Origin of the sequence: Pseudomonas sp. AM14(2022) (assembly GCF_036346455.1) — a bacterium.
GTDB lineage: Bacteria > Pseudomonadota > Gammaproteobacteria > Pseudomonadales > Pseudomonadaceae > Aquipseudomonas > Aquipseudomonas putida_A.
Window position 1 is genome coordinate 62,137 of sequence record NZ_JAOTNY010000009.1, and the last position, 22,323, is coordinate 84,459.

The 22,323-nt window shown below is 61.1% G+C and carries 20 protein-coding genes; 8 read left to right on the top strand and 12 right to left on the bottom strand.

Annotation, left to right across the window (positions count from 1 at the left end; all coding sequences use genetic code 11):
- Nucleotides 1–166: 166 nt before the first annotated feature.
- Nucleotides 167–754: a LysE family translocator gene (locus V3W27_RS18500; RefSeq protein WP_330207223.1), complete on the top strand. Its 588-nt coding sequence runs from the start codon at nt 167–169 to the stop codon at nt 752–754.
- A 14-nt stretch (nt 755–768) separates the two neighbouring features.
- Here the strand turns inward: V3W27_RS18500 and V3W27_RS18505 are convergent, their stop codons facing one another.
- The 3 genes from V3W27_RS18505 to V3W27_RS18515 form a co-directional block, all read right to left on the bottom strand.
- Entirely contained in the window at nt 769–1,602 is an 834-nt protein-coding gene (locus V3W27_RS18505) for an AraC family transcriptional regulator (protein ID WP_330207224.1), read from the bottom strand.
- A gap of 35 nt (nt 1,603–1,637) precedes the next feature.
- Nucleotides 1,638–2,141 carry a VOC family protein gene (locus V3W27_RS18510; protein WP_096795948.1) on the bottom strand — a complete coding sequence of 168 codons (504 nt, stop codon included), beginning with the start codon at nt 2,139–2,141 and terminating at the stop codon, nt 1,638–1,640.
- Between the two features lie 191 nt (nt 2,142–2,332).
- Nucleotides 2,333–3,007: a class I SAM-dependent methyltransferase gene (locus tag V3W27_RS18515; protein ID WP_247268513.1), complete on the bottom strand. Its 675-nt coding sequence runs from the start codon at nt 3,005–3,007 to the stop codon at nt 2,333–2,335.
- A 92-nt stretch (nt 3,008–3,099) separates the two neighbouring features.
- On the opposite strand from V3W27_RS18515, the gene V3W27_RS18520 reads away from it, so the two are divergent.
- Nucleotides 3,100–3,492, top strand: coding sequence for a GFA family protein (locus tag V3W27_RS18520; protein WP_247268512.1), 393 nt, complete (start codon nt 3,100–3,102; stop codon nt 3,490–3,492).
- Nucleotides 3,493–3,634: 142 nt separating this feature from the next.
- On the opposite strand, the gene V3W27_RS18525 is transcribed toward V3W27_RS18520, so the two are convergent.
- Entirely contained in the window at nt 3,635–4,465 is an 831-nt protein-coding gene (locus tag V3W27_RS18525; RefSeq protein WP_330207225.1) for an alpha/beta fold hydrolase, read from the bottom strand.
- A gap of 251 nt (nt 4,466–4,716) precedes the next feature.
- On the opposite strand from V3W27_RS18525, the gene V3W27_RS18530 reads away from it, so the two are divergent.
- The 4 genes from V3W27_RS18530 to V3W27_RS18545 all read left to right on the top strand — a co-directional run bounded on the left by V3W27_RS18530 (nt 4,717) and on the right by V3W27_RS18545 (nt 8,962).
- Entirely contained in the window at nt 4,717–5,172 is a 456-nt protein-coding gene (locus V3W27_RS18530) for a (2Fe-2S)-binding protein (RefSeq protein ID WP_083366193.1), read from the top strand.
- A 20-nt stretch (nt 5,173–5,192) separates the two neighbouring features.
- On the top strand, nt 5,193–7,355 hold the full coding sequence (locus tag V3W27_RS18535; RefSeq protein WP_330207226.1) for a xanthine dehydrogenase family protein molybdopterin-binding subunit: 2,163 nt from the start codon (nt 5,193–5,195) through the stop codon (nt 7,353–7,355).
- 1 nt (nt 7,356) lies between these two features.
- Nucleotides 7,357–7,935: a hypothetical protein gene (locus V3W27_RS18540; protein WP_330207227.1), complete on the top strand. Its 579-nt coding sequence runs from the start codon at nt 7,357–7,359 to the stop codon at nt 7,933–7,935.
- 61 nt (nt 7,936–7,996) lie between these two features.
- Complete coding sequence (locus V3W27_RS18545; protein ID WP_330207228.1) at nt 7,997–8,962, top strand: sensor domain-containing diguanylate cyclase; 966 nt, start codon at nt 7,997–7,999, stop codon at nt 8,960–8,962.
- Between the two features lie 1,084 nt (nt 8,963–10,046).
- Here V3W27_RS18545 and fabI read toward each other — a convergent pair.
- The 8 genes from fabI to gloB all read right to left on the bottom strand — a co-directional run bounded on the left by fabI (nt 10,047) and on the right by gloB (nt 20,837).
- Nucleotides 10,047–10,841, bottom strand: a complete 795-nt coding sequence (fabI, locus tag V3W27_RS18550; protein ID WP_003202751.1) for an enoyl-ACP reductase FabI — start codon at nt 10,839–10,841, stop codon at nt 10,047–10,049.
- 19 nt (nt 10,842–10,860) lie between these two features.
- Nucleotides 10,861–12,471, bottom strand: a complete 1,611-nt coding sequence (locus tag V3W27_RS18555) for an ABC transporter ATP-binding protein (RefSeq protein ID WP_027613150.1) — start codon at nt 12,469–12,471, stop codon at nt 10,861–10,863.
- A gap of 1 nt (nt 12,472) precedes the next feature.
- Nucleotides 12,473–13,492 carry an ABC transporter permease gene (locus V3W27_RS18560; protein WP_103485052.1) on the bottom strand — a complete coding sequence of 340 codons (1,020 nt, stop codon included), beginning with the start codon at nt 13,490–13,492 and terminating at the stop codon, nt 12,473–12,475.
- 1 nt (nt 13,493) lies between these two features.
- Complete coding sequence (locus V3W27_RS18565) at nt 13,494–14,567, bottom strand: microcin C ABC transporter permease YejB (protein WP_003224148.1); 1,074 nt, start codon at nt 14,565–14,567, stop codon at nt 13,494–13,496.
- Between the two features lie 4 nt (nt 14,568–14,571).
- Complete coding sequence (locus V3W27_RS18570; RefSeq protein WP_330207229.1) at nt 14,572–16,413, bottom strand: extracellular solute-binding protein; 1,842 nt, start codon at nt 16,411–16,413, stop codon at nt 14,572–14,574.
- A complete protein-coding gene (locus V3W27_RS18575; RefSeq protein ID WP_330207230.1) occupies nt 16,410–18,242 on the bottom strand; it encodes an extracellular solute-binding protein in 1,833 nt (610 codons plus the stop codon). The genes V3W27_RS18570 and V3W27_RS18575 overlap by 4 nt, the downstream gene beginning before the upstream one ends.
- Nucleotides 18,243–18,503: 261 nt before the next feature.
- Nucleotides 18,504–19,970 (bottom strand): LysM peptidoglycan-binding domain-containing protein, encoded by a 1,467-nt coding sequence (locus tag V3W27_RS18580; protein ID WP_247268505.1) that lies wholly within the window; start codon nt 19,968–19,970, stop codon nt 18,504–18,506.
- A 99-nt stretch (nt 19,971–20,069) separates the two neighbouring features.
- Complete coding sequence (gloB, locus tag V3W27_RS18585; protein WP_330207231.1) at nt 20,070–20,837, bottom strand: hydroxyacylglutathione hydrolase; 768 nt, start codon at nt 20,835–20,837, stop codon at nt 20,070–20,072.
- Nucleotides 20,838–20,903: 66 nt separating this feature from the next.
- Between gloB and V3W27_RS18590 the strand changes: the two genes are divergently transcribed.
- Together V3W27_RS18590 and rnhA are read left to right on the top strand one after the other, a co-directional pair.
- Complete coding sequence (locus tag V3W27_RS18590) at nt 20,904–21,662, top strand: methyltransferase domain-containing protein (protein WP_003224159.1); 759 nt, start codon at nt 20,904–20,906, stop codon at nt 21,660–21,662.
- A gap of 91 nt (nt 21,663–21,753) precedes the next feature.
- Nucleotides 21,754–22,215, top strand: a complete 462-nt coding sequence (gene rnhA, locus V3W27_RS18595) for a ribonuclease HI (protein WP_003224162.1) — start codon at nt 21,754–21,756, stop codon at nt 22,213–22,215.
- Nucleotides 22,216–22,323: the final 108 nt, after the last annotated feature.

Genomic DNA, 22,323 nt, shown 5'->3' on the forward strand with positions numbered 1-22,323 from the left:
GTCGTTTTCGCAGGACGACGATATCGGCGCAGTCAGGGCTTGTTTTGCAGTATTGGTTTCAATGTATGTTTCATGCCGGTCAATTTGAGGGCAATTTTGTTCAATACAGGAGGCCATGCCTTAGTTAGCCTGAGTCTCTTTCTCCCCACTCTGCAGCAGGTGCGTAATGAGTCTGATTGTGTCGATGGCGGCGTTTGCGCTGGTGGCGTCCATAACCCCGGGGCCGGTGAATATAGTGGCGCTGAGTTCCGGTGCGCAGTTCGGCTTTCGGGCCAGTCAGCGGCACGTGGCAGGAGCGACGCTGGGTTTTGTGCTGTTGCTGGTGCTGATGGGCCTGGGGCTGCATGAGGTCCTGAAACTGTGGCCATTTCTGACCCGGGTGGTGCAATTGGCCGGGGTGGCGTTTCTGTTGTTCATGGCCTGGAAACTGGCTGCCGATGACGGCCAGTTGCATGTCGGCGAGGCGGGGCGGGCGCCGTCGATGTTGTACGGCGCGGTGATGCAATGGCTCAACCCGAAAGCCTGGCTGGCGTGTGTGGCAGGGATGGGCGCGTTTGTCGCCGATGGCGAGGCACGGCTGGTCTGGCAGTTCGCCGCGGTGTATCTGGTGATCTGTTATCTGTCGGTCGGTTGCTGGGTCTATGCCGGGACGTTTCTGCGTGGGTATCTGGGCAATCCGAAGGGGATGCGCCTGTTCAATCGGTTGATGGCCTTGTTGCTGGCGGCGAGCGCGGGTTATCTGCTGTTGCCGTGAGCCCGGCGCCAGGATCAGCCGCGATATTGGCCGGGAGTCGCCGCCAGATGCTGTTTGAATGCGCGCTGAAAATGCGCCTGATCGGCAAAACCTGCTTCCAGCGCGACATCGGCAATCAACTGGCCGCTGCGCAGACGTTCGCGGGCGAACTGGATGCGCTGGTTGACCACAAAGGCATGCGGAGTCATGCCGTAATGCTGCTTGAACGTACGGATCAGATACGACGGTGACAACTGCGCCGCCGTGCAGATGTCCTCCAGGCTGAGCAGGTCGGTGCAGTGTTCGCGGATGAAGTCGGCGGCGCGTTCGAGCTTGAAATTCGGTTCACGCTGCGGTGGTTCAGCCGGGTTCAGGCGTAGTTGCAGATCGCTGAAAAACTCCACCGCTGCGCTGTGTTTGCGCAGTACGTCCTGCTGCTCGTCGACCAGTGTGGCGTAAAGCCCTTGCAGGTCACGAAACAGTCGCGGGTCATCCAGATGAGTAGTGGAGAACCGCCGAAACTCCAGCTCCGCACTGAACCCCAGTTGATGCTGCAAATCCGTCAGCCACGGCGTCTCGACATACAACATCAAGTACGACCACGGCTGATCATCGATCGGATTGCAGGCATGCACGTCGCCCGGATTCATCAGCACCACGGTGCCGGCGGCGACTTCGAACGTCGATTGCTCATGCACATAAATGCTCCGCCCGGCGGTGATCGCGCCAATCGAAAAATGCGCATGGGAATGGCGTGAGTAGCAGACCTCACGGCCATCGGCGATGGCCCGCGCTTCGATGAAGGGCAGGGCATCGTCGCGCCAGAAGCGAGGGGCTTTTTCAGGGTTTTTGGCGGCAGCGTGTTTCATCGTTATGGTTCCCGGCAGGCCAGAACCGGAGTGTATTAGCTCTGGCCGGCAAAGGCCCGCTCCAGTTCGGCGATGTCGAGTTTTTTCATCTTGAACATGGCCTGCATCGCCCGTTGCGACTTGCTGGTGTCGGGGTCCAGCATCATGTGCATGAACGCCACCGGCACGATCTGCCACGACACCCCGAACTTGTCCTTGAGCCAACCGCATTGCTGGGCCTCGACCGGGCCGCCTGCCGACAGATTGCCCCAGAAGTGGTCGACTTCTTCCTGATTCTGGCAATTGACCTGAAACGAAATGGCCTCACTGAACTTGAACATCGGCCCGCCGTTGAGGCCGGTGAAGGTCTGGCCGTCGAGTTCGAAGCTGACGGTCATCACCGCGCCTTCCGGCTTGCCGTGAAATTCCTGGCCGACCTTGCTGTAGTGGGTCAGGCCGGTGATTTTCGAATGATCGAAGATCGAGCAATAGAACTTCGCGGCGGCTTCGGCCTGATCATCGAACCACAGGCACGGTGTGAGTTTTTGAAAGCGTTGCATGGCAGTCATCCTCGGCAGGTTAGACACGCAGGTTTTACAGCGTAGTCAGTCCTTGGTCGAATGGCGCTGCCGTAGATCGACAAGTGCGTCGCTCGCCGACAAACCCTGTAGGAGTGAGCCTGCTCGCGATGGTGTCGGTACAGTTTGCATATGTGTTGCCTGACACTACGCCATCGCGAGCAGGCTCACTCCTACAAGGAGCGCCGCTCGGCAATCATCAACAGCGACTGCGGCACCGGGCTTTGCGGATGCTGCGGCTCTTGCAGGCTGACCAGGTGAAACCCGGCCATGTCCAGCGCGTTGCACCAGCTCGACAGCGTGCGGAAATACCACGGCATCGGCTGCCACTGGCCCTTGAACCCGGCGAAGGACTCTTCACGCCAGCCATCCTGATAATCGCCGGCCGCCACGGCCCACGGATGCAGGGTCTGAATGATCATGGCGCCGCCGGGAACCAGCAACGCCTGCATCGCGGCGAGCAATGGAATGATGTCCTGATGCAGCAGCGAGAAGTTGGCGCAGATCAAATCGTAATCACGGCCAATATCAATTTCGGCGTCGACCAATGCCGCATAACTGGCCACATGTACCTTGGCCGAACCGGCCTCGCGTGCAGCCTCGATCAACGTCGCGTCGCCATCGACGCCCGCCGTATCGATACCGCGATCCGCCAGCGCCCGCAACAACCAGCCTTCGCCGCAACCCAGATCCAGCACGCGTTCGGGTTGACGGCCCATGATCGCCAGCAGGATCGCCTGATCGGTGACTTGCTGGCGGCTTTCGATGGTACCGCTGCGGATCGCGTCGATCCAGGCGTCAGCGTTGGTGTGCCAGCTCTGTAACAAGATGGACTCGGGGGAGGGCATGGGGCTGTCTCCGGCGTAGGCAGAATGTGAGCGTTCGCTTGTACGGCTGCTATGTTCAAAGGCTGAACAGAGTCTGGCAGAGGATAGACACCATGAACTCATTAACTGGCGGTTGCCTGTGCGGCGATGTGCGTTTCGAAGCGTCGGGCCAACCTTACCGCGTCGGGATTTGCCACTGCCTCGACTGCCGCAAACACCACGGGGCGTTGTTCCATGCCTCGGCGATATTTCCCGAGAATGCGGTGACCGTCAGCGGCAACACTGGCGAGTATCAAGGGCGGGTGTTCTGTCCGCGCTGTGGTTCGCCGGTACTGGCGCGTTCGGGGGATGAAATTGAAGTGAATGTCGGCTCGCTGGACGCGCCGAACCAGTTCAAGCCGACCTATGAACTGTGGACTGTACGGCGCGAGTCATGGTTGCCCGCGCTGCCACTGGCGCACCACTACGAACGTGATCGCGAAGGGACGGGGCGCACCGAGGCGTAGTGAACTTCAGGCCAATCAAGTTCCCTTGTAGGAGTGAGCCTGCTCGCGATAGCGTCGGAACAGATTGAACATTTGTTGCCTGATACATCGCCATCGCGAGCAGGCTCGCTCCTACAGGAGACAGGCGTGAACGCAACTCTCCTCAGCCGCGAATAAATGCCAGCAAATCGGCATTGATCGTCGCCGCCTCAGTCGTCGGCATCCCGTGCGGAAACCCCGGATACGACTTCAACGTGCCATTTGGCAGCAGTTTCGCCGACAAAGGCCCCGAGTTCGCATACGGTACGATCTGATCGTCCTCGCCATGCATCACCAGCACCGGCACGGTGACTTTCTTCAGGTCTTCGGTGAAATCGGTCTGCGAGAACGCAACGATCCCGTCGTAATGCGCCTTGGCGCCGCCGATCATGCCCTGACGCCACCAGTTGCCGATGATCCCCTCAGACGGCTTGGCCCCGGGGCGGTTATAGCCATAAAACGGCCCGCTGGGGATATCGCGGTAGAACTGCGCACGATTGTCAGCCAGTTGCGCCTGAAAATCGTCGAACACCGATTTCGGCAAACCACCCGGATTGCTCTCGGTCTTGACCATCAACGGTGGCACCGCGCTGATCAACACGCCTTTGGCGACGTTGTCCTGACCATGCCGGGCGATGTAGTGGATGACCTCGCCGCCGCCGGTGGAGTGGCCGACATGCACCACGTTCTTCACCCCCAGGTGCTGAACCACCGCCAGCGCATCGTCGGCGTAATGGTCCATGTCGTGGCCGTCCCAGACCTGGCTCGACCGTCCGTGCCCCCGGCGGTCATGGGCAATCACCCGAAAGCCCTGGGCCAGAAAGAACAGCATCTGCGCATCCCAGTCGTCCGAGCTGAGCGGCCAGCCGTGGTGGAAGTGGATCACCGGGGCGTCCTTCGGGCCCCAGTCCTTGTAGAAAATTTCGACGCCGTCTTTGGTGGTGACAAATCCCATGTTCGCGACTCCTGACCAAGGTGATGGGTTACCGCGCTCGTCGCAGACCGGTCGTGACGGTTCGGATAAGCGCCGTTATCAGCCAGAAGATTAAAGTCGACATTTTTGCGATAGGGCATGACCGGTGGTCGCCATGTCTGGCTTCACGCGCAAATTAGGCTTTGCTGAAAGGGATAAGCCGAGGCGCGCACAGGCTTTGCTGGCCGTAGCGACGCCCCTTCAGAACACCGTGAGTCTGAGGAAAATCCCCGATGCTGACCTTGAATATCAATGGCAAGGATCAGGAGCTCGATGTGCCGGCCGACATGCCGTTGCTCTGGGTCCTGCGTGACGTGGCGCACCTGACCGGTACCAAATTCGGCTGTGGCATGGCCCAGTGCGGCGCCTGCACCGTACACGTCGATGGCGCGCCGTTGCGTGCCTGTATCACGCCCGCCACCGCCGTGGCCAACGGGCAGAAAATTCTCACCATCGAAGGCCTTTCGACCGATGGCTCGCACCCGGTGCAGCAGGCCTGGGCCGAACTTGATGTGGTGCAGTGCGGCTACTGCCAGTCGGGGCAGATCATGTCTGCCGCCGCGCTGCTGGCGAAAATCCCCAAGCCCACCGACAGCGATATCGATCAGGCGCTCTCCGGCAATATTTGCCGCTGCGGTACCTATCCGCGAATCCGCGCGGCGGTCAAGCGCGCGTCCGAAATCGGCTGAGGCATGTTGGGAGAAGGTTGATGAACAGTCCTGTATCGCGTCGCGGATTTCTCAAGGGCAGTGCCGTGCTGGGGGGCGGTCTGGTGGTGGCGTTCGTCGTGCCTGGTGCCCATCGTTTTGCTCTGGCGGCGGAGAATGAAGGCAAGGTCTTCGCGCCGAATGCGTTTTTGCGCATTGCCGCCGACAACAGCGTGACGGTGTTGCTCGGGCACTCGGAAATGGGTCAGGGCATCTGGACCGGCCTGACCATGCTGATCGCCGAGGAACTGGACGCCGACTGGTCGACGATCCGCGTCGAACACTCGCCGGCCTCGGCGGCGAATTACGGCATGCCCGCGTTTGGCGGGATGCAGATTACCGGCGGCTCGACCTCGACCTGGATGGAGTTCGACCGTTACCGGCTCGCCGGGGCCACGGCGCGGCAGATGCTGGTGGAGGCGGCAGCCAAGCGCTTTAACGTCGCTGCGTCGACGATTCGCACCGAATCGGGCGTGGTGATCGTCGGCGATAAACGCGCGACGTACGGCGAACTGGCGGACGCCGCCGGGCAACTGCCAGTTCCCGATCCGAAGTCGATCACCTTCAAGGAGGCCAAGGACTGGAAGGTCATCGGCAAGCCGACCAAACGCCTCGATACCCCGGAGAAAATCACCGGGCGCGCCAAGTTCGGCATGGACGTGCAATTCGAGGGCTTGATGACCGCGATGGTCGCCCGTGCGCCGGTGTTCGGTGCCACGGTCAAATCCTTCGAGGGCGCCGAGGCACTGGCGGTGCCCGGTGTGCACAAAGTGGTACAGGTGCCGACCGGTGTGGCGGTGATTGCCGATCATTACTGGGCGGCGAAACTCGGTCGTGATGCATTGAAAGTCGATTGGGACATGGGCCCGCACACTGACCTGAGCAGCCAGGGCCTGCTCGACAGTTTCCGCAAACTGGCAGCGACACCGGGCACTTCCGCCAGTCAGGCCGGTGATGCCAAGGGCAACTTCGACAAGGCGGCGAAGAAAATCGACGTCGAATACAGCGTGCCGTATCTGGCGCACGCACCGATGGAACCGCTGAACTGCACAGTGAAGATCAGCGCCGAAAGGTGCGAGATCTGGACCGGCACGCAATTCCAGACCCTCGACCAGATGGTCGCCGGCAAGATCACCGGGCTCAAACCGGAGCAGGTGGAAATTCACACCGAATTTCTTGGCGGCGGATTCGGGCGGCGGGCCAATCCGACCTCGGATTTCGTCGCCGAAGCGGTGCAAGTGGCGAAAGCCGCCGGGCTGCCGGTGAAAACCGTGTGGTCGCGCGAGGATGACATTCGCGGCGGGTATTACCGCTCGATGTTCCTGCATCAGGCACGCATCGGCCTCGATGGGCAGGGCATGCCGCTGAGCTGGCAGCATGTGCTGGTCGGCCAGTCGATCATGGCCGGCACCATGCTCGAACAGACCATGGTCAAGAACGGCATCGACGCGACTTCGGTCGAAGGCGTGGCCGACAGCCCGTATATCAAGGGCCTGGCCCATCAACAGGTCGAGCTGCATTCGCCGCAGACCGGAATCAATGTGCTGTGGCTGCGTTCGGTGGGGCACAGCCACACCGCGTTCGTCATGGAGTCGCTGATCGATGAAATGGCCACGGCGGCGGGCAAGGACCCGGTCGAATATCGACGCACCTTGCTCAAGGACCATGCGCGGCATCTCGGGGTGCTGAATCTGGCGGTGGAGAAGGCCAACTGGACAGCGCCGTTGCCTGACGGGCATGCATTGGGTGTGGCGGTGCACGAGTCGTTCGGCAGTTATGTGGCGCAGGTGGCCGAGGTCTCGCAGGACAATCTGGCGATTCGCGTGCACCGCGTGGTGTGTGCGGTGGATTGCGGGATAGCGGTCAACCCGCAGAGCATCGCGGCGCAGATGGAATCGTGCATCACCTTTGGCCTGGGCATGGCGCTGCACAGCAAGCTGACGGTCAAGGACGGCGCGGTGGTGCAGTCCAATTATCACGATTACCAGGTGCTGCGGCTCAACGAGATGCCGCTGGTCGAGGTGCATATCGTGCCCAGCAGCGACAAGCCCGGCGGCATCGGCGAGGCCGGGGTTCCGCCGACCGCGCCGGCGGTGGCCAATGCCGTGTATGCGCTGACCGGGCAGCGCTTGCGTGAACTGCCGCTGCAACTGTCGGGGGTGTGAGATGAAACGACATCTGCTGTTGGGCACGATGATGTTGCTGGGGCTGGGCGGCTACGCCTCGGACCTGTTCGCCGACGATCAGGAGGCGCTCAAGGCGTTCGGCACGGTGCAGAAGGTGTTCCAGAGCCCGCGCTGCCAGAACTGTCACATCCCCGGCGATTCGCCGCTGCAATTCGATGCCGGCAAACCACACGCGATGAATGTGGTGCGTGGCATGGACGGCAAGGGCGCCGCCGGTTTGCCCTGCGCCACCTGCCACGCCGAGAGCAATCCGCCGGCCAGTTATGGCCCCCACGCGCCACCGGGGGCACCACACTGGAGTCTGCCGCCGGCGGCCCACAAGATGGCCTGGATCGGCCTGCCGCCGGACAAGTTGTGCGCGATGATCAAGGACCGCTCGAGCAACGGCGACCGTGATTTCGCCGCGCTGATCAAACATGTCAGCGACGACAAACTGGTGTTGTGGGGCTGGAACCCCGGAGCAGGGCGCGCACCGGTGCCGGTGCCGCATGACATTTTTGTGGCCCAGTTCAAGCTTTGGGCCGATGCTGGCGGGCCATGTCCGGTGGCGGGCGGTTGAGTGTGTGAGTCGCTGGCGAATCAGGCTACTCTAACGGTCATTGACCCTGATGGAGTGCGTGATGCTGGCCCCGATCAAACCCGCCAATGAAGCCACCCGAATTCAAGCGCTGCACGGCTTGAAGGTTCTTGATTCGGCGCCGGAGGAGCGTTTTGACCGGCTCACGCGGCTGGCCAAACGCCTGTTCAACGTGCCGATTGCGCTGGTGACGCTGGTGGACAAGGACCGGCAGTGGTTCAAGTCCTGCGTCGGGCTCGAGGTCAACGAAACCCCGCGTGATGTGTCGTTCTGTGGGCACGCGATTCTTCAGGACGAATTGCTGCTGGTGCCTGATGCCAAGCAGGACAAGCGCTTTCATGACAATCCGCTGGTCACCGGCGAGCCGAACATCCGTTTCTACGCGGGCTACCCGCTGACCGTGCCCAACGGCAACAAAATGGGCACGTTGTGCCTGATCGACACCCAGCCGCGTGAACTCGACGACGAGGAGCGTGCCCTGTTGCGCGATCTCGCCGGCATGGCCGAGCAGGAGTTGATGGCGGTGCAGATGGCAAGCATGGACGAGCTGACGCTGCTGTCCAACCGCCGCGGCTTCAAGACCCTGGCCCAGCATGCGCTGGACGCCTGCAAACACCGGGATAAACCGGCGACGCTGCTGTTTTTCGATCTCAATGACTTCAAACAGATCAACGATCGTTACGGCCATGCCGAAGGCGACAGTGCGCTGAAGACCTTTGCCGATGTGCTGCGCATCGCTTTTCGCGAGAGCGATGTGGTCGGGCGCCTGGGCGGTGACGAGTTCGTGGCGCTGCTGACCGGCTCCAGTCACGTCGAAACCACAGCGATCATGGCGCGGCTCAAGGACATCCTCGACGAACGCAATACGATGTTGCAACGCGGCTACGACATCCGCTTCAGCGTCGGCCAGATCGAATACGATCCGCAACGGCATGACACGGTGGATCGGCTACTGGCTGATGCCGACCAGGCGATGTATGCGCACAAGCAGGCGTTGAAACGGCGCTGATTCAGGCCTCATCGCTGGCAAGCCAGCTCCCACAGATTTAGCGGCTGCCCACAAAATCCAGATATACCGCAGAACCCTGTGGGAGCGGGCTTGCTCGCGAAAACGTCCGCTCAGGCGATATCCATGTTGAATGTGCCGGCCTCTTCGTGAGCAAGCCCACTCCCACAGGTTTGTCGGCTGCCCACAAAATTCAGGCACATCGCAAAACAGTGTGGGAGCGGGCTTGCTCGCGAAAGCGTCCGGCCAGGCGATATCCATGTTGAATGTGCCAGCCTCTTCGTGAGCAAGCCCACTCCCACAGGTTTATCGGGTGCTCACAAAATTCAGGTGCAGCGCAGAACCCTGTGGGAGCGAGCTTGCTCGCGAAAGCGTCCGCTCAGGCAATATCCATGTCGAATGTGCCGGCCTCTTCGTGAGCAAGCCCACTCCCACAGGTTTATCCGCTGCCCACAAAGTTCAAGCGCATCGCAAAACAGTGTGGGAGCGGGCTTGCTCGCAAAAGCGTCCCGTCAGGCGATATCCATGTCGAATGTGCCGGCCTCTTCGTGAGCAAGCCCACTCCCACAGGTTTATCGGGTGCTCACAAAATCCAGATACACCGCAGAACCCTGTGGGAGCGGGCTTGCTCGCGAAAGCGTCCGGTCAGGCGATATCCATGTCGAATGTGCCGGCCTCTTCGTGAGCAAGCCCACTCCCACAGGTTTATCCGCTGCCCACAAAGTTCAGGCGCATCGCAGAACCCTGTGGGAGCGGGCTTGCTCGCGAAAGCGTCCGGTCAGGCGATATCCATGTCGAATGTGCCGGCCTCTTCGTGAGCAAGCCCACTCCCACAGGTTTATCCGCTGCCCACAAAATTCAGGCACATCGTAAAAACAGTGTGGGAGCGGGCTTGCTCGCGAAAGCGTCCGCTCAGGCGATATCCATGTCGAATGTACCGGCCTCTTCGTGAGCAAGCCCACTCCCACAGGTTTATCCGCTGTTCACGAAATTCAAGCTCACTCCTACAGGGGATTTGGGTTGTTGAAGACATTGCAGGCACAAAAAAACCCGCCGATTGGCGGGTTTTTTATCGGCAGACCGAAGATTACTCTTCGATGTTGCCCATGGCGGTGGTGTTGAAGCCGCCGTCCACGTACATGATTTCACCGCTGATGCCCGACGCCAGATCGGAGCACAGGAAGGCGCCGGCGTTGCCGACTTCTTCGATGGTGACGTTGCGGCGCAGTGGGGTTTGCGCTTCGTTGGCGGCCAGCATCTTGCGGAAGTTCTTGATGCCCGAGGCTGCCAGGGTACGGATCGGGCCAGCCGATACGCAGTTGACGCGGGTGCCGTCCGGGCCCAGGGAGCCGGCCAGGTAGCGTACGCCAGCTTCCAGCGAAGCCTTGGCCATGCCCATCACGTTGTAGTTCGGCATGGTGCGCTCGGCGCCCAGGTACGACAGAGTCAGCAGGCTGCCGTTGCGGCCTTTCATCATTTCGCGGCCAGCCTTGGCCAGGGCCACGAAGCTGTAGGCGCTGATGTCGTGAGCGATGCGGAAACCTTCACGGGTGGTGGCTTCGGTGAAGTCGCCGTCCAGTTGGTCGCCCGGGGCGAAGCCGACGGAGTGCACGATGCAGTCCAGGCCGTCCCACTTCTTGCTCAGTTCTTCGAAGACCTTGGCGATTTCTTCATCGCTGGCCACGTCGCACGGGAAGCACAGCTCAGGGCTCGAACCCCAGCCTTGAGCGAATTCCTCAACACGACCTTTCAGTTTGTCGTTCTGATAAGTGAAGGCAAGCTCAGCGCCCTCGCGATGCATGGCGGCAGCGATGCCGGATGCGATGGACAGCTTGCTGGCGACACCGACGATCAGTACGCGCTTACCGGCGAGAAAACCCATGTGTTGCTCCTCTTTCAGGTTATTGCGCAGTGGCTGGTGCCAAAAAAGCGGCTTCCAGCAACTGCTGTGTATACGGATGTTTGGGGGCGGCAAAAATATCTTGCGCGTCTCCCTGTTCGACCACTTGGCCATGCTTGACCACCATCAGCTGGTGGCTCAGCGCTTTGACGACAGCCAGGTCATGGCTGATGAACAAATACGTCAGGTTGTACTTGGCTTGCAGAGAACGCAACAGCTCCACCACTTGCCGCTGCACCGTGCGGTCGAGCGCGGAAGTCGGCTCGTCCAGCAGGATCAGCGCCGGTTTCAGCACCAAAGCCCGGGCAATGGCGATACGTTGCCGTTGCCCACCGGAAAATTCGTGAGGGTAGCGGTGCCGGGTTTCCGGATCCAGACCTACCTCCTTCAATGCCGCAATAATCGCCGCTTCCTGCTCGGCGGCGGTGCCCATCTTGTGAATCCGCAGGCCTTCGCCAACGATGTCGCTCACGCACATCCGCGGACTCAGGCTGCCGAACGGATCCTGAAACACCACCTGCATCTCCCGACGCAACGGGCGAACCTCGTTCTGCGTCAGGCAGTCTAGCTGTTTGCCCTCAAAGCGAATCGCGCCTTTGCTGCCGATCAGCCGCAAAATTGCCAGACCGAGGGTGGATTTGCCGGAACCGCTTTCCCCCACGATCCCCAGCGTCTGTCCCTGAGGCAGGCTGAAATTGATGCCGTCCACTGCCTTGACGTAATCCACCGTGCGCTTGAGCAGGCCTTTCTTGATCGGGAACCAGACTTTGAGGTTCTCGACTTCGAGCAGCGGCGCCCCGATTTTATTGCTCGCCGGGCCTCCGCTGGGCTCCGCGCCGAGCAATTCCCGAGTGTACGGATGCTGCGGCGAACGGAACAGCTCTGCGCACGATGCCTGTTCGACGATGCAACCGCGCTGCATGACACATACGCGATGCGCAATTCTTCGCACCAGGTTCAAATCGTGACTGATCAGTAGCAGCGACATGCCCAATCTGGCCTGCAACTCCTTGAGCAAATCGAGGATTTTCAGCTGAACGGTCACGTCCAGTGCGGTGGTCGGCTCGTCGGCGATCAGCAGTTCCGGCTCGTTGGCCAACGCCATGGCGATCATTACCCGCTGGCGCTGGCCGCCGGACAATTCGTGGGGCAGGGCCTTGAGGCGTTTGTGCGGCTCGGGAATGCCGACCATCTCCAGCAGCTCCAAAGTGCGCTTGGTCGCGACTTTGCCGCTCAGACCCTTGTGGATGCCGAGGATCTCGTTGATCTGCTTCTCGATCGAGTGCAGCGGGTTGAGCGAGGTCATCGGCTCCTGAAAGATCATCGCGATGCGGTTGCCGCGAATATGCCGGATGGTCTTTTCGCTCAGCCCCAGCAGATTCTGCCCGGCATAGTTGATGCTGCCGGCCGGATGGCGGGCCAGCGGGTAGGGCAGCAGGCGCAGGATCGAGTGCGCCGTCACCGATTTGCCCGAGCCGGACTCGCCGACCAGGGCCAGGGTTTCGCCGCGTTTGATGTCGAAGCTCACGCCCTCGACCACCCGGTGCAGGCGCTCGTTGAAGCCGAACTCGACGGCGAGGTCGCGCACTTCGATCAGATTGTCCTGATTCATTTCACTTCCTCGGGTCGAAGGCATCGCGAGCGGACTCGCCGATAAACACCAGCAAACTCAACATCAGCGCCAGCACCGCGAACGCGCTAATGCCCAGCCATGGTGCCTGCAAGTTGGATTTGCCCTGGGCCACCAGTTCACCCAGCGACGGACTGCCGGCCGGCAAACCGAAACCGAGGAAATCCAGCGCGGTCAGGGTGCCGATGGCGCCGGTAAGAATGAACGGCATGAAGGTCATGGTCGAGACCATCGCGTTGGGCAGGATGTGGCGGAACATGATCGCACCGTTCTGCATGCCCAGCGCCCGTGCCGCACGTACGTATTCGAGGTTGCGGCCACGCAGGAACTCGGCGCGCACCACGTCGACCAGGCTCATCCACGAGAACAGCAGCATGATCCCCAGCAGCCACCAGAAATTCGGCTGGACGAAACTGGCAAGGATGATCAGCAGGTACAGCACCGGCAATCCCGACCAGATCTCCAGAAAGCGTTGCCCGGCCAGATCGACCCAGCCGCCATAGAAACCCTGCAGCGCGCCGGCAATCACGCCGATGATCGAGCTGAGCACAGTCAGGGTCAGCGCGAACAGTACCGAAATGCGGAAGCCGTAGATCACCCGCGCCAGCACATCGCGGCCCTGATCGTCGGTGCCCAGCAGGTTGTCCGCCGAGGGCGGGGCCGGGGCCGGGACTTTCAGGTCGTAGTTGATGCTCTGGTAGCTGTAGGGGATCGGCGCCCACAACACCCACGCATCCTTGGCCTTGAGCAGTTCGCGGATGTACGGGCTCTTGTAGTTGGCTTCCAGCGGGAACTCGCCGCCGAAGGTGGTTTCCGGGTAGCGCTTGATCGCCGGGAAGTACCAGTTGTTGTCGTAATGCACCACCAGCGGCTTGTCGTTGGCGATCAGCTCGGCGCCGAGGCTCAGGCCGAACAGGATCAGAAACAGCCACAGCGACCACCAGCCACGCTTGTTGGCCTTGAACAGTTCGAACCGGCGGCGGTTGAGAGGGGACAGATTCATCTCAATGCTCCCGGCTGGCGAAGTCGATGCGCGGATCGACCAGGGTGTAAGTGAGGTCGCCGATCAGTTTCACCACCAGACCGAGCAGGGTGAAGATGAACAGAGTGCCGAACACCACCGGGTAATCGCGATTGATCGCCGCTTCGAAACTCATCAGGCCGAGGCCGTCGAGGGAGAAGATCACCTCCACCAGCAACGAGCCGGTGAAGAAGATGCCGATGAACGCTGACGGGAACCCGGCAATCACCAGCAGCATGGCGTTGCGGAACACGTGGCCGTAGAGCACGCGATTGCGCGTCAGGCCTTTGGCCTTGGCGGTGACCACGTACTGCTTGTTGATCTCGTCGAGGAAGCTGTTTTTGGTCAGCAAGGTCATGGTCGCGAAGTTGCCGATTACCAGCGCGGTCACCGGCAGCGCCAGGTGCCAGAAGTAGTCGAGAATCTTGCCGCCCAGGCTCAGCTCATCAAAGTTGTTCGAGGTCAGCCCGCGTAGCGGGAACCAGTCCAGATAACTGCCGCCGGCAAACACCACGATCAGCAGAATCGCAAACAGGAACGCCGGGATCGCGTAGCCGATGATGATCGCGGAGCTGGTCCAGACGTCGAAGTGGCTGCCGTGTCGGGTGGCTTTGGCGATCCCCAGCGGGATCGACACCAGGTACATGATCAGCGTGCTCCACAGCCCGAGCGAGATCGACACCGGCATCTTTTCCTTGATCAGGTCGATGACCTTGGCGTCACGGAAAAAACTGTCGCCGAAATCCAGCTTCGCGTAGTTCTTGACCATGATCCACAGACGTTCCGGGGCCGACTTGTCGAACCCGTACATGTGCTCGATTTCCTTGATCAGCGCCGGGTCCAGGCCTTGCGCGCCACGATACGCGGAGCCGGCCACCGATACTTCGGCACCGCCACCGGCGATGCGGCTGGTGGCGCCTTCGAAGCCTTCGAGCTTGGCGATCATCTGCTCCACCGGGCCGCCGGGCGCGGCCTGGATGATCACGAAGTTGATCAGCAGAATCCCGAACAGGGTCGGGATGATCAGCAGCAGTCGCCGAAAGATATACGCCAGCATCTGATTACTCCGTGCCCACAGGGTCGGCTTGCAGTTTGGTTTCGACTTCTATGGCGGGCTTCGCGTCAGGCTTGACCCACCAGGTGTTAATCCCGATGTCGTATTTGGGCGAGACTTTCGGGTGACCGATGTGGTTCCAGTAAGCCACGCGCCAGGTCTTGATGTGCCAGTTGGGAACCACGTAGTAACCCCATTGCAGCACCCGATCCAGCGCCCGGGCGTGAGCCACCAGGCTGCTGCGCGAGTCGGCGTTGATCAGGTTTTCCACCAGTTGATCGACGATCGGATCCTTCAGGCCCATGGTGTTGCGGCTGCTCGGTTTGTCGGCGGCGGCGCTCATCCAGAATTCGCGCTGCTCGTTGCCCGGCGAGTTGGATTGCGGGAAGCTGCCGACCATCATGTCGAAGTCCCGCGAGCGCACGCGGTTGATGTATTGCGAAACGTCGACACGGCGGATCACCAGATCGATGCCGAGGTCGGCCAGATTGCGTTTGAACGGCAGCAGCACGCGTTCGAATTCGGTTTGTGCCAGGAGGAACTCGATGACCACCGGTTTGCCGCTGGCGTCGACCATTTTGTCGTCGACGATCTTCCAGCCAGCCTCTTGCAGCAATTGATAGGCCTCGCGCTGCTGTGCGCGGATCATGCCGCTGGCGTCGGTCTTCGGGTTCTCGAAGGCCTCGCTGAATACCTGCGCCGGCAGTTTGCTGCGAAACGGTTCGAGGATCGCCCGTTGCTCGGCGTCGGGCAGGCCGGTGGCGGCCATTTCCGAGTTCTCGAAATAGCTGCGGGTGCGGAAGTAGGCACCGTTGAACAGCTGTTTGTTGGTCCATTCGAAATCAAACAGCAGGCCGAGCGCCTGGCGCACCCGCACATCCTGAAACACCGGACGGCGCAGGTTGAAAACGAAGCCCTGCATGCCGGTCGGGTTGCTGTTGGCGATCTGTTCCTTGATCAGCCGACCCTCGGTCACTGCTGGAATGTTGTAGGCGTTGGCCCAGTTCTTCGCGGTCATTTCCAGCCAGTAATCGAACTGGCCGGCCTTCAGCGCTTCGACGGCGACGGTGTTGTCGCGGTAGTAATCGGTGGTCATTACGTCGAAGTTGTAGAACCCGCGATTGACCGGCAGATCCTTGCCCCAGTAGTCCTTGACCCGTTCATAGCGCACCGAGCGCCCGGCTTTCACTTCGGCGACCTTGTACGGGCCGCTGCCCAGCGGGATCTCCAGATTGCCCTTGGAAAAATCACGACTGGCCCACCAGTGTTTCGGCAGCACCGGGAGCTGACCGAGGATCAGCGGCAACTCGCGATTGTTGGTGTGCTTGAACTTGAACAACACCTTGAGCGGGTCTTCGGCGATGGCCTCTTCGACATCGCTGTAGTAGCCGCGAAACAGCGGCGAGCCGTCCTTGGTCAGGGTCTGGAAGCTGAACACCACGTCTTCGGCGCGCACCGGATGGCCATCGTGAAAACGCGCTTCCGGGCGCAGGTAGAAACGTACCCAGCTGTTGTCCGGGGCTTTCTCGATCTTTGCGGCGATCAGGCCGTACTCGGTGAACGGTTCGTCGAGACTGTGCTTGGTCAGGGTGTCGTAGATCTGCCCGACATCATCGGCCGGCACGCCTTTGCTGATGAACGGGTTGAGGCTGTCGAAGCCGCCGAACCCGGCCTGACGGAAGATCCCGCCCTTGGGCGCGTCGGGGTTCACGTAATCGAACTGCTTGAAGTCCGCCGGGTATTTCGGCGGCTCGTTGTACAGGGTCACAGCGTGTTGCGGGGCGGCAATCGCCAGCCCGGCGAACAGCAGACCGCTGGCCTGCACGAGCAGGGCGCGGATGGGCGTCATTTATTGTTCTCCGAAGATTTCAGCCACCACGCGCTCAGGCCCAGGGTGTAGGGCGGCGTGGTGACGAAGGCCAACCGGTTGCGGTAGGCCAGTCGGTGATAATTGAGGTACCAGTTGGGAATGCTGTAGTGCTGCCACAGCAGCACGCGGTCCAGCGCCTTGCCGGCGGCGACCTGTTCGTCGCGGGTTTGCGCGGCGAGCAATTGTTCGAGCAGGTGATCGACCACCGGGTTGGCAATGCCGGCGTAATTCTTGCTGCCCTTGACCCCGACCTGACTGGAATGGAAGTACTGCCATTGCTCCAGACCCGGGCTGAGGGTCTGGTTGAGGGTCATCAGGATCATGTCGAAATCGAACTGGTCCAGACGCTGTTTGTACTGGGCGCGATCCACCGTGCGCAGGCGCGCGTCGATGCCGATGCTGTTGAGGTTCTCGATATAGGGCTGGAGGATCCGCTCAAGGTTCGGATTGACCAGCAACAGTTCGAAGCTCAGCGGCTGCCCTGCGGTGTTTTGCAGGCGCTGGCCGTTGAGCTTCCAGCCGGCCTCGGTGAGCAGCGCCAGCGCCTTGCGCATGGTTTCCCGGGGGATGCCGCGGCCGTCGGTCTGCGGCAGGCTGAACGGCTCGGTGAACAGCTTCGCCGGTAACTGATCCTTGTATGGCTTGAGCATCAGCCATTCATGCCCGACCGGCAGGCCGCTGGCGCTGAATTCGCTGTTGGGGTAGTAGCTGGTGGTGCGCTGGTAGGCGTCGCTGAACAGCGCACGGTTGGTCCATTCGAAGTCGAACATCAGGCCCAGCGCTTCGCGCACCTTGACGTCGCTGAAGGTTGCGCGCCGGGTGTTCATGAACAGGCCCTGGCTCTGGGTCGGGATCTGGTGCGGAATCTGCGCCTTGATCACTTCGCCACGGCGCACCGCCGGAAAGTTGTAGCCGTTGGCCCAGTTCTTCGCCTGATGCTCGATGTAGATGTCGAATTCGCCGGCCTTGAACGCTTCGAAGGCCACGTCACTGTCGCGGTAGAACTCGACTTCCATGCGATCGAAGTTGTACTTGCCGCGATTGACCGGCAGGTCCTTGCCCCAGTAATCCTTGACCCGCTCGAAAATCAGCTGCCGCCCCGGCGTCACCGAGGTGATGCGGTATGGGCCACTGCCCAGCGGTGGCTCGAAGGTGGTGGCCTTGAAGTCGCGATCCTTCCAGTAATGCTGTGGCAGCACCGGCAACTCGCCGAGGCGCAGGATCAGTAACGGATTGCCCGAGCGTTTCATCACGAAACGAATGCGCTGCGGGTTGAGGATGTCGACCCGCGAGACTTCCTGCAGGGCGGTGCGGTACAGCGGGTGGCCGTCCTTGAGCAGTGTTCGGTAGGAGAACGCCACGTCGTAAGCGGTGATCTGGGTGCCGTCGTGAAAGCGTGCTTCCGGGCGCAGATTGAACACCACCCAGCTGCGATCTTCGCTGTACTCCACCGATTGCGCGATTAAGCCATAACTGGACGCCGGTTCGTCACCGGACGGCGAATACTGGCCGGTGCCGACCATCAGCGGTTCGTTCAGCTCGTTGATGCCGTACTGCAGGAAATTCGGTGTGGTGACCGGGCTGGTGCCCTTGAAGGTGTACGGGTTGACCGTATCGAAGGTGCCGAACGCCATCACCCGCAACGTACCGCCCTTGGGCGCTTGCGGGTTGACCCAGTCGAAGTGGGTAAATCTGGCCGGGTACTTGAGCGTGCCGAACTGCGCATAACCGTGACTCTCGGTAATCGTCGCGCTTGCGGGTGAGCTCAAGGCCAGGCTGATCAGGAGCAGGAGGAGGGGACGCTTCAAGTCAGATCCGATCCAGGCGGCTTGGGCTTTGTGGGCCGTACAGTAACAGCTTGTCTGGACAGGAAAAAGATGCGGGTTAATGGGGGCTTAATCGCCTTCGATTGCGTTTGCTTTCGGTGGGAGCGGCGGTGCGACGATTCGACTTGCTCGCGAATGCGGTGTATCAGTCACCTTCATATGCGGCTAACAGACCGCATTCGCGAGCAAGCCCGCTCCCACAAAAGCAAAAAAAGCCCCTGAATTTCAGGGGCTCTTCTGTTGTCAGTGCGGCTGATAAACCGTGAGCATCTGCCCGGGCTTGAGGGCCTTGCCGGCACCCGGGTTCCAGCGCTTGAGATGCTGCATCTCGACGTTGAAACGCTTGGCCACCACATACAATGTGTCGCCACGCTTGACCTTGTACTGGGTCTGCTGCTGGCTGTCGGCCTTGCCTTTGGTCTTGCTGTTGGCAGCGATCACCGTGTTGACCCGGCCACCGCTGCGCGCCGGGGTGCGCTTGGTGTTGTCCTGCATCACCAGGGTCTGGCCGACCTTGAGGTTTTTGCCGGTCAGCTTGTTCCAGCGCTGCAGGTCCTTGACTTCGACCTTGTTGGCCTTGGCGATGGAACCGAGATTGTCGCCGCGTTTGACCCGATAGGCGCGCTTGAGCTTCGCCACTTCAGTCGGGTCGGCACCGTCGAACACCGGCTTCAGCGAACGCGGGCTGATCAGCTCTTCAGGCCGCATGGTCTGCAGGCTGGCGGTCAGCAATTGCGCCTTGGACGTCGGCACCAGCAGATGCTGAGGACCGTCGATGGTGGTGCGCTGCTTGAAAGCCGGGTTGAGCTGGAACAGCTCGTCTTCGTCGATGTTGGCCACCGCTGCGACCTTGGACAGGTCCATGCGCTGGTTGATTTCGACGACCTGGAAATACGGTTCGTTGGCGATCGGGTTGAGGTTCACCCCGTAGGCTTCCGGGGCCAGCACCACTTGCGACAGGGCCAGCAGCTTCGGCACGTAGGCCTGGGTTTCCGCCGGCAACGACGACAGGTTCCAGTAGTCGGTCGGCAGGCCAAGCTTCTCATTACGCTCGATGGCGCGGCTGACCGTGCCTTCACCGGCGTTATAGGCCGCCAGGGCCAGCAGCCAGTCACCGTTGAACATGTCGTGCAGACGAGTCAGGTAGTCCATCGCGGCGGTGGTCGAGGCGGTAATATCGCGACGGCCATCATAGAAGCGGGTCTGGCGCAGGTTGTAGTAACGACCGGTGGACGGAATGAATTGCCACAGGCCCGATGCGTCGGCCCGGGAATAGGCCATCGGGTTGTAGGCGCTCTCGATCACTGGCAGCAGGGCCAGTTCCAGCGGCATATTGCGCTCTTCGAGGCGTTCGACGATGTAATGAATGTAGAGGCTTCCGCGTTCGCCGGCGTTCTCCAGAAAGGACGGGTTGCTGGCAAACCACAGCCGCTGCTGCTCGATGCGCGGGTTGACGCCCAGGCCGTCCTGCAGCTGGAAACCACCGCGCATGCGCTCCCAGATGTCCTGAGGCACCTGCGGGCTGGGCTTTTCGCTGAGCCAGATCGGTTTCTGCTTGGCTCGCGCAGCAATGTTCGGCGTATGGCTCGCTTCAGGCTGCGGAGCATGGCTGGAACAGCCCGCCAACGTGGCGGACACAGCCACCGCGATGGCTTGCGCCAGACGGGTCAGCGTGTCTGAATTGACGGACTTACGTATGGATGACGACATTGGCTGGAAGTAAGTTCCGGGCAAAAATGTCGGGCGATTCTAGAAAGCGCACCCCCTGCGGTCAACCATTCAGAATTTTTGTACCAGCTGGTGAGTCACTTAGAACTTATCTTTCCATGCCCGCAGAGCCGCAAAAACCTCACTCGGCGCCCGGTTTTGAGCGCCTGCCCGTTCGTCCACTTTTTGTGTAACTAATGTTTCAGCGGTACGCAAAAACGGATTTGTGAGCTTTTCCAGGGCCAGGGTCGAGGGCAGGGTCATCACGCCTTTTTCCCGTTGTTGGGTGACTTTTTCCAGACGGGCGGCAATGTCCGGGTTGCTCGGTTCGACTGCCGCAGCAAACTTCAGATTGCTCAGGGTGTATTCATGGGTGCAATACACCAGCGTATCCTCGGGCAAGCTGGCGAGGCGGCTGAGCGAGTGGTGCATCTGTTCTGGCGTACCTTCGAACAGACGCCCGCAACCGGCGGCGAACAGGGTGTCGCCGCAAAACAGCAGGCCGTGGTGGTAATAGGCAATGTGGCCGAGGGTGTGACCGGGCACCGCATAGACATCGAAGTCCCAGCCGAGGACGCTGACCTTGTCGTTGTCCTTGAGCGCCACATCACGCCCCGGGATGTTTTCGCTGGCCGGGCCGTAGACTTTAGCGCCGGTTGCCGTTTTCAGGCGTTCGACGCCGCCGACGTGATCGTGATGGTGATGGGTGATCAGAATGTCGCTCAACACCCAGCCCGGGTGCGCGGCCAGCCAGGCCTGCACCGGCGCGGCATCGCCCGGGTCGACCACGGCGCAACGCTGGGTGCGGTGATCCTGTAACAACCAGATGTAGTTGTCGGTGAACGCGGGCAGGGCACTGATCTGTATCATCGTCGGAATTCGCCAAGCGGAAAACATTGGCGCATCTTAGAGCTTCTAGCGGCGTTGGAGAATGACATGACCGATAAAGCGTTCGCTCAGGCCGATCCCGACTGGCTGGCGTTGATCGGCGCGGCCCGTGAATGGCTGGCCGGCCCGCTCGGGCAATTTCTGCTGGATGAAGAACGGCGCATGCTCGAAGACGAGTTGGGGCGGTTCTTCGGCGGCTACCTGGTGCATTACGGGCCGTCGGCCCAGACTCCGCCGTCGGCGCCGCAGGTGCAGCGCAACGTGCGGCTCGGCGCGCCGTTGCCGGGTGTCGAGATCGTCTGCGAGGAACAGGCCTGGCCGTTGAGCGAGCACGCCGCCGACGTGGTGGTGTTGCAGCACGGTCTGGATTTTTGCCTGTCGCCCCACGGTTTGCTGCGCGAAGCGGCAAGCAGTGTACGCCCCGGCGGGCATCTGCTGATCATCGGCATCAACCCCTGGAGCACCTGGGGTTTGCGCCACGTATTTGCCCACGACGCCTTGCGCCAGGCACGCTGTATCTCGCCATCGCGGGTCGCCGACTGGCTCAATCTGCTGGGCTTTGCGCTGGAGAAACGCCGCTTCGGGTGCTATCGTCCGCCGCTCGCGTCGCCCAAGTGGCAGGCCCGACTGGCCGGCTGGGAACGCAAGGCCGGCGACTGGCAACTGTCGGGCGGTGGCTTCTATTTATTGGTCGCGCGCAAGATCGTGGTCGGCCTGCGTCCGGTGCGTCAGGAACGCCGCGAGCCGATGGGCAAGCTGATTCCGCTGCCGATGGCCAAGGTCAACCGCCGTCGTATCGAACCGTAAACCTTCTTTTTATAGTGGCCGGACTTGTTCCGGCCGCGGCCATCGTCGATCCGCGATTGACGGGGCCAGGCATTTTTCTGGATAGAGTGGCATGAGCGAAAGCGTCGATAGCGTAGAACTGTTCACCGACGGTGCCTGCAAGGGCAACCCCGGCCCGGGCGGCTGGGGCGCCTTGCTGGTGTGCAAGGGCGTCGAAAAGGAACTGTGGGGCGGCGAAGCCAACACCACCAACAACCGCATGGAACTGCTCGGCGCCATCCGTGGCCTCGAAGCCTTGAAGCGGCCGTGCGAAGTGCTGCTGGTGACCGACTCGCAATACGTGATGAAGGGCATCAACGAGTGGATGGCCAACTGGAAAAAACGCGGCTGGAAGACAGCGGCGAAAGAGCCGGTGAAAAACGCTGATTTGTGGAAAGAGCTGGATGAGCAGGTCAATCGCCACAAGGTCACCTGGAAGTGGGTGCGCGGGCACATTGGTCATCACGGTAACGAACGGGCTGACCAGTTGGCCAACCGTGGGGTGGATGAGGTTCGTGGGTACAAGCAGAGCTGATTCCCGCCGTTGCACCGAGTCGTGGCCTTCGCGAGCAAGCCCGCTCCCACCCTGGATTTCCTGTGTCTATCAGGATTGTGCCGACCGCGGATCCAGTGTGGGAGCGGG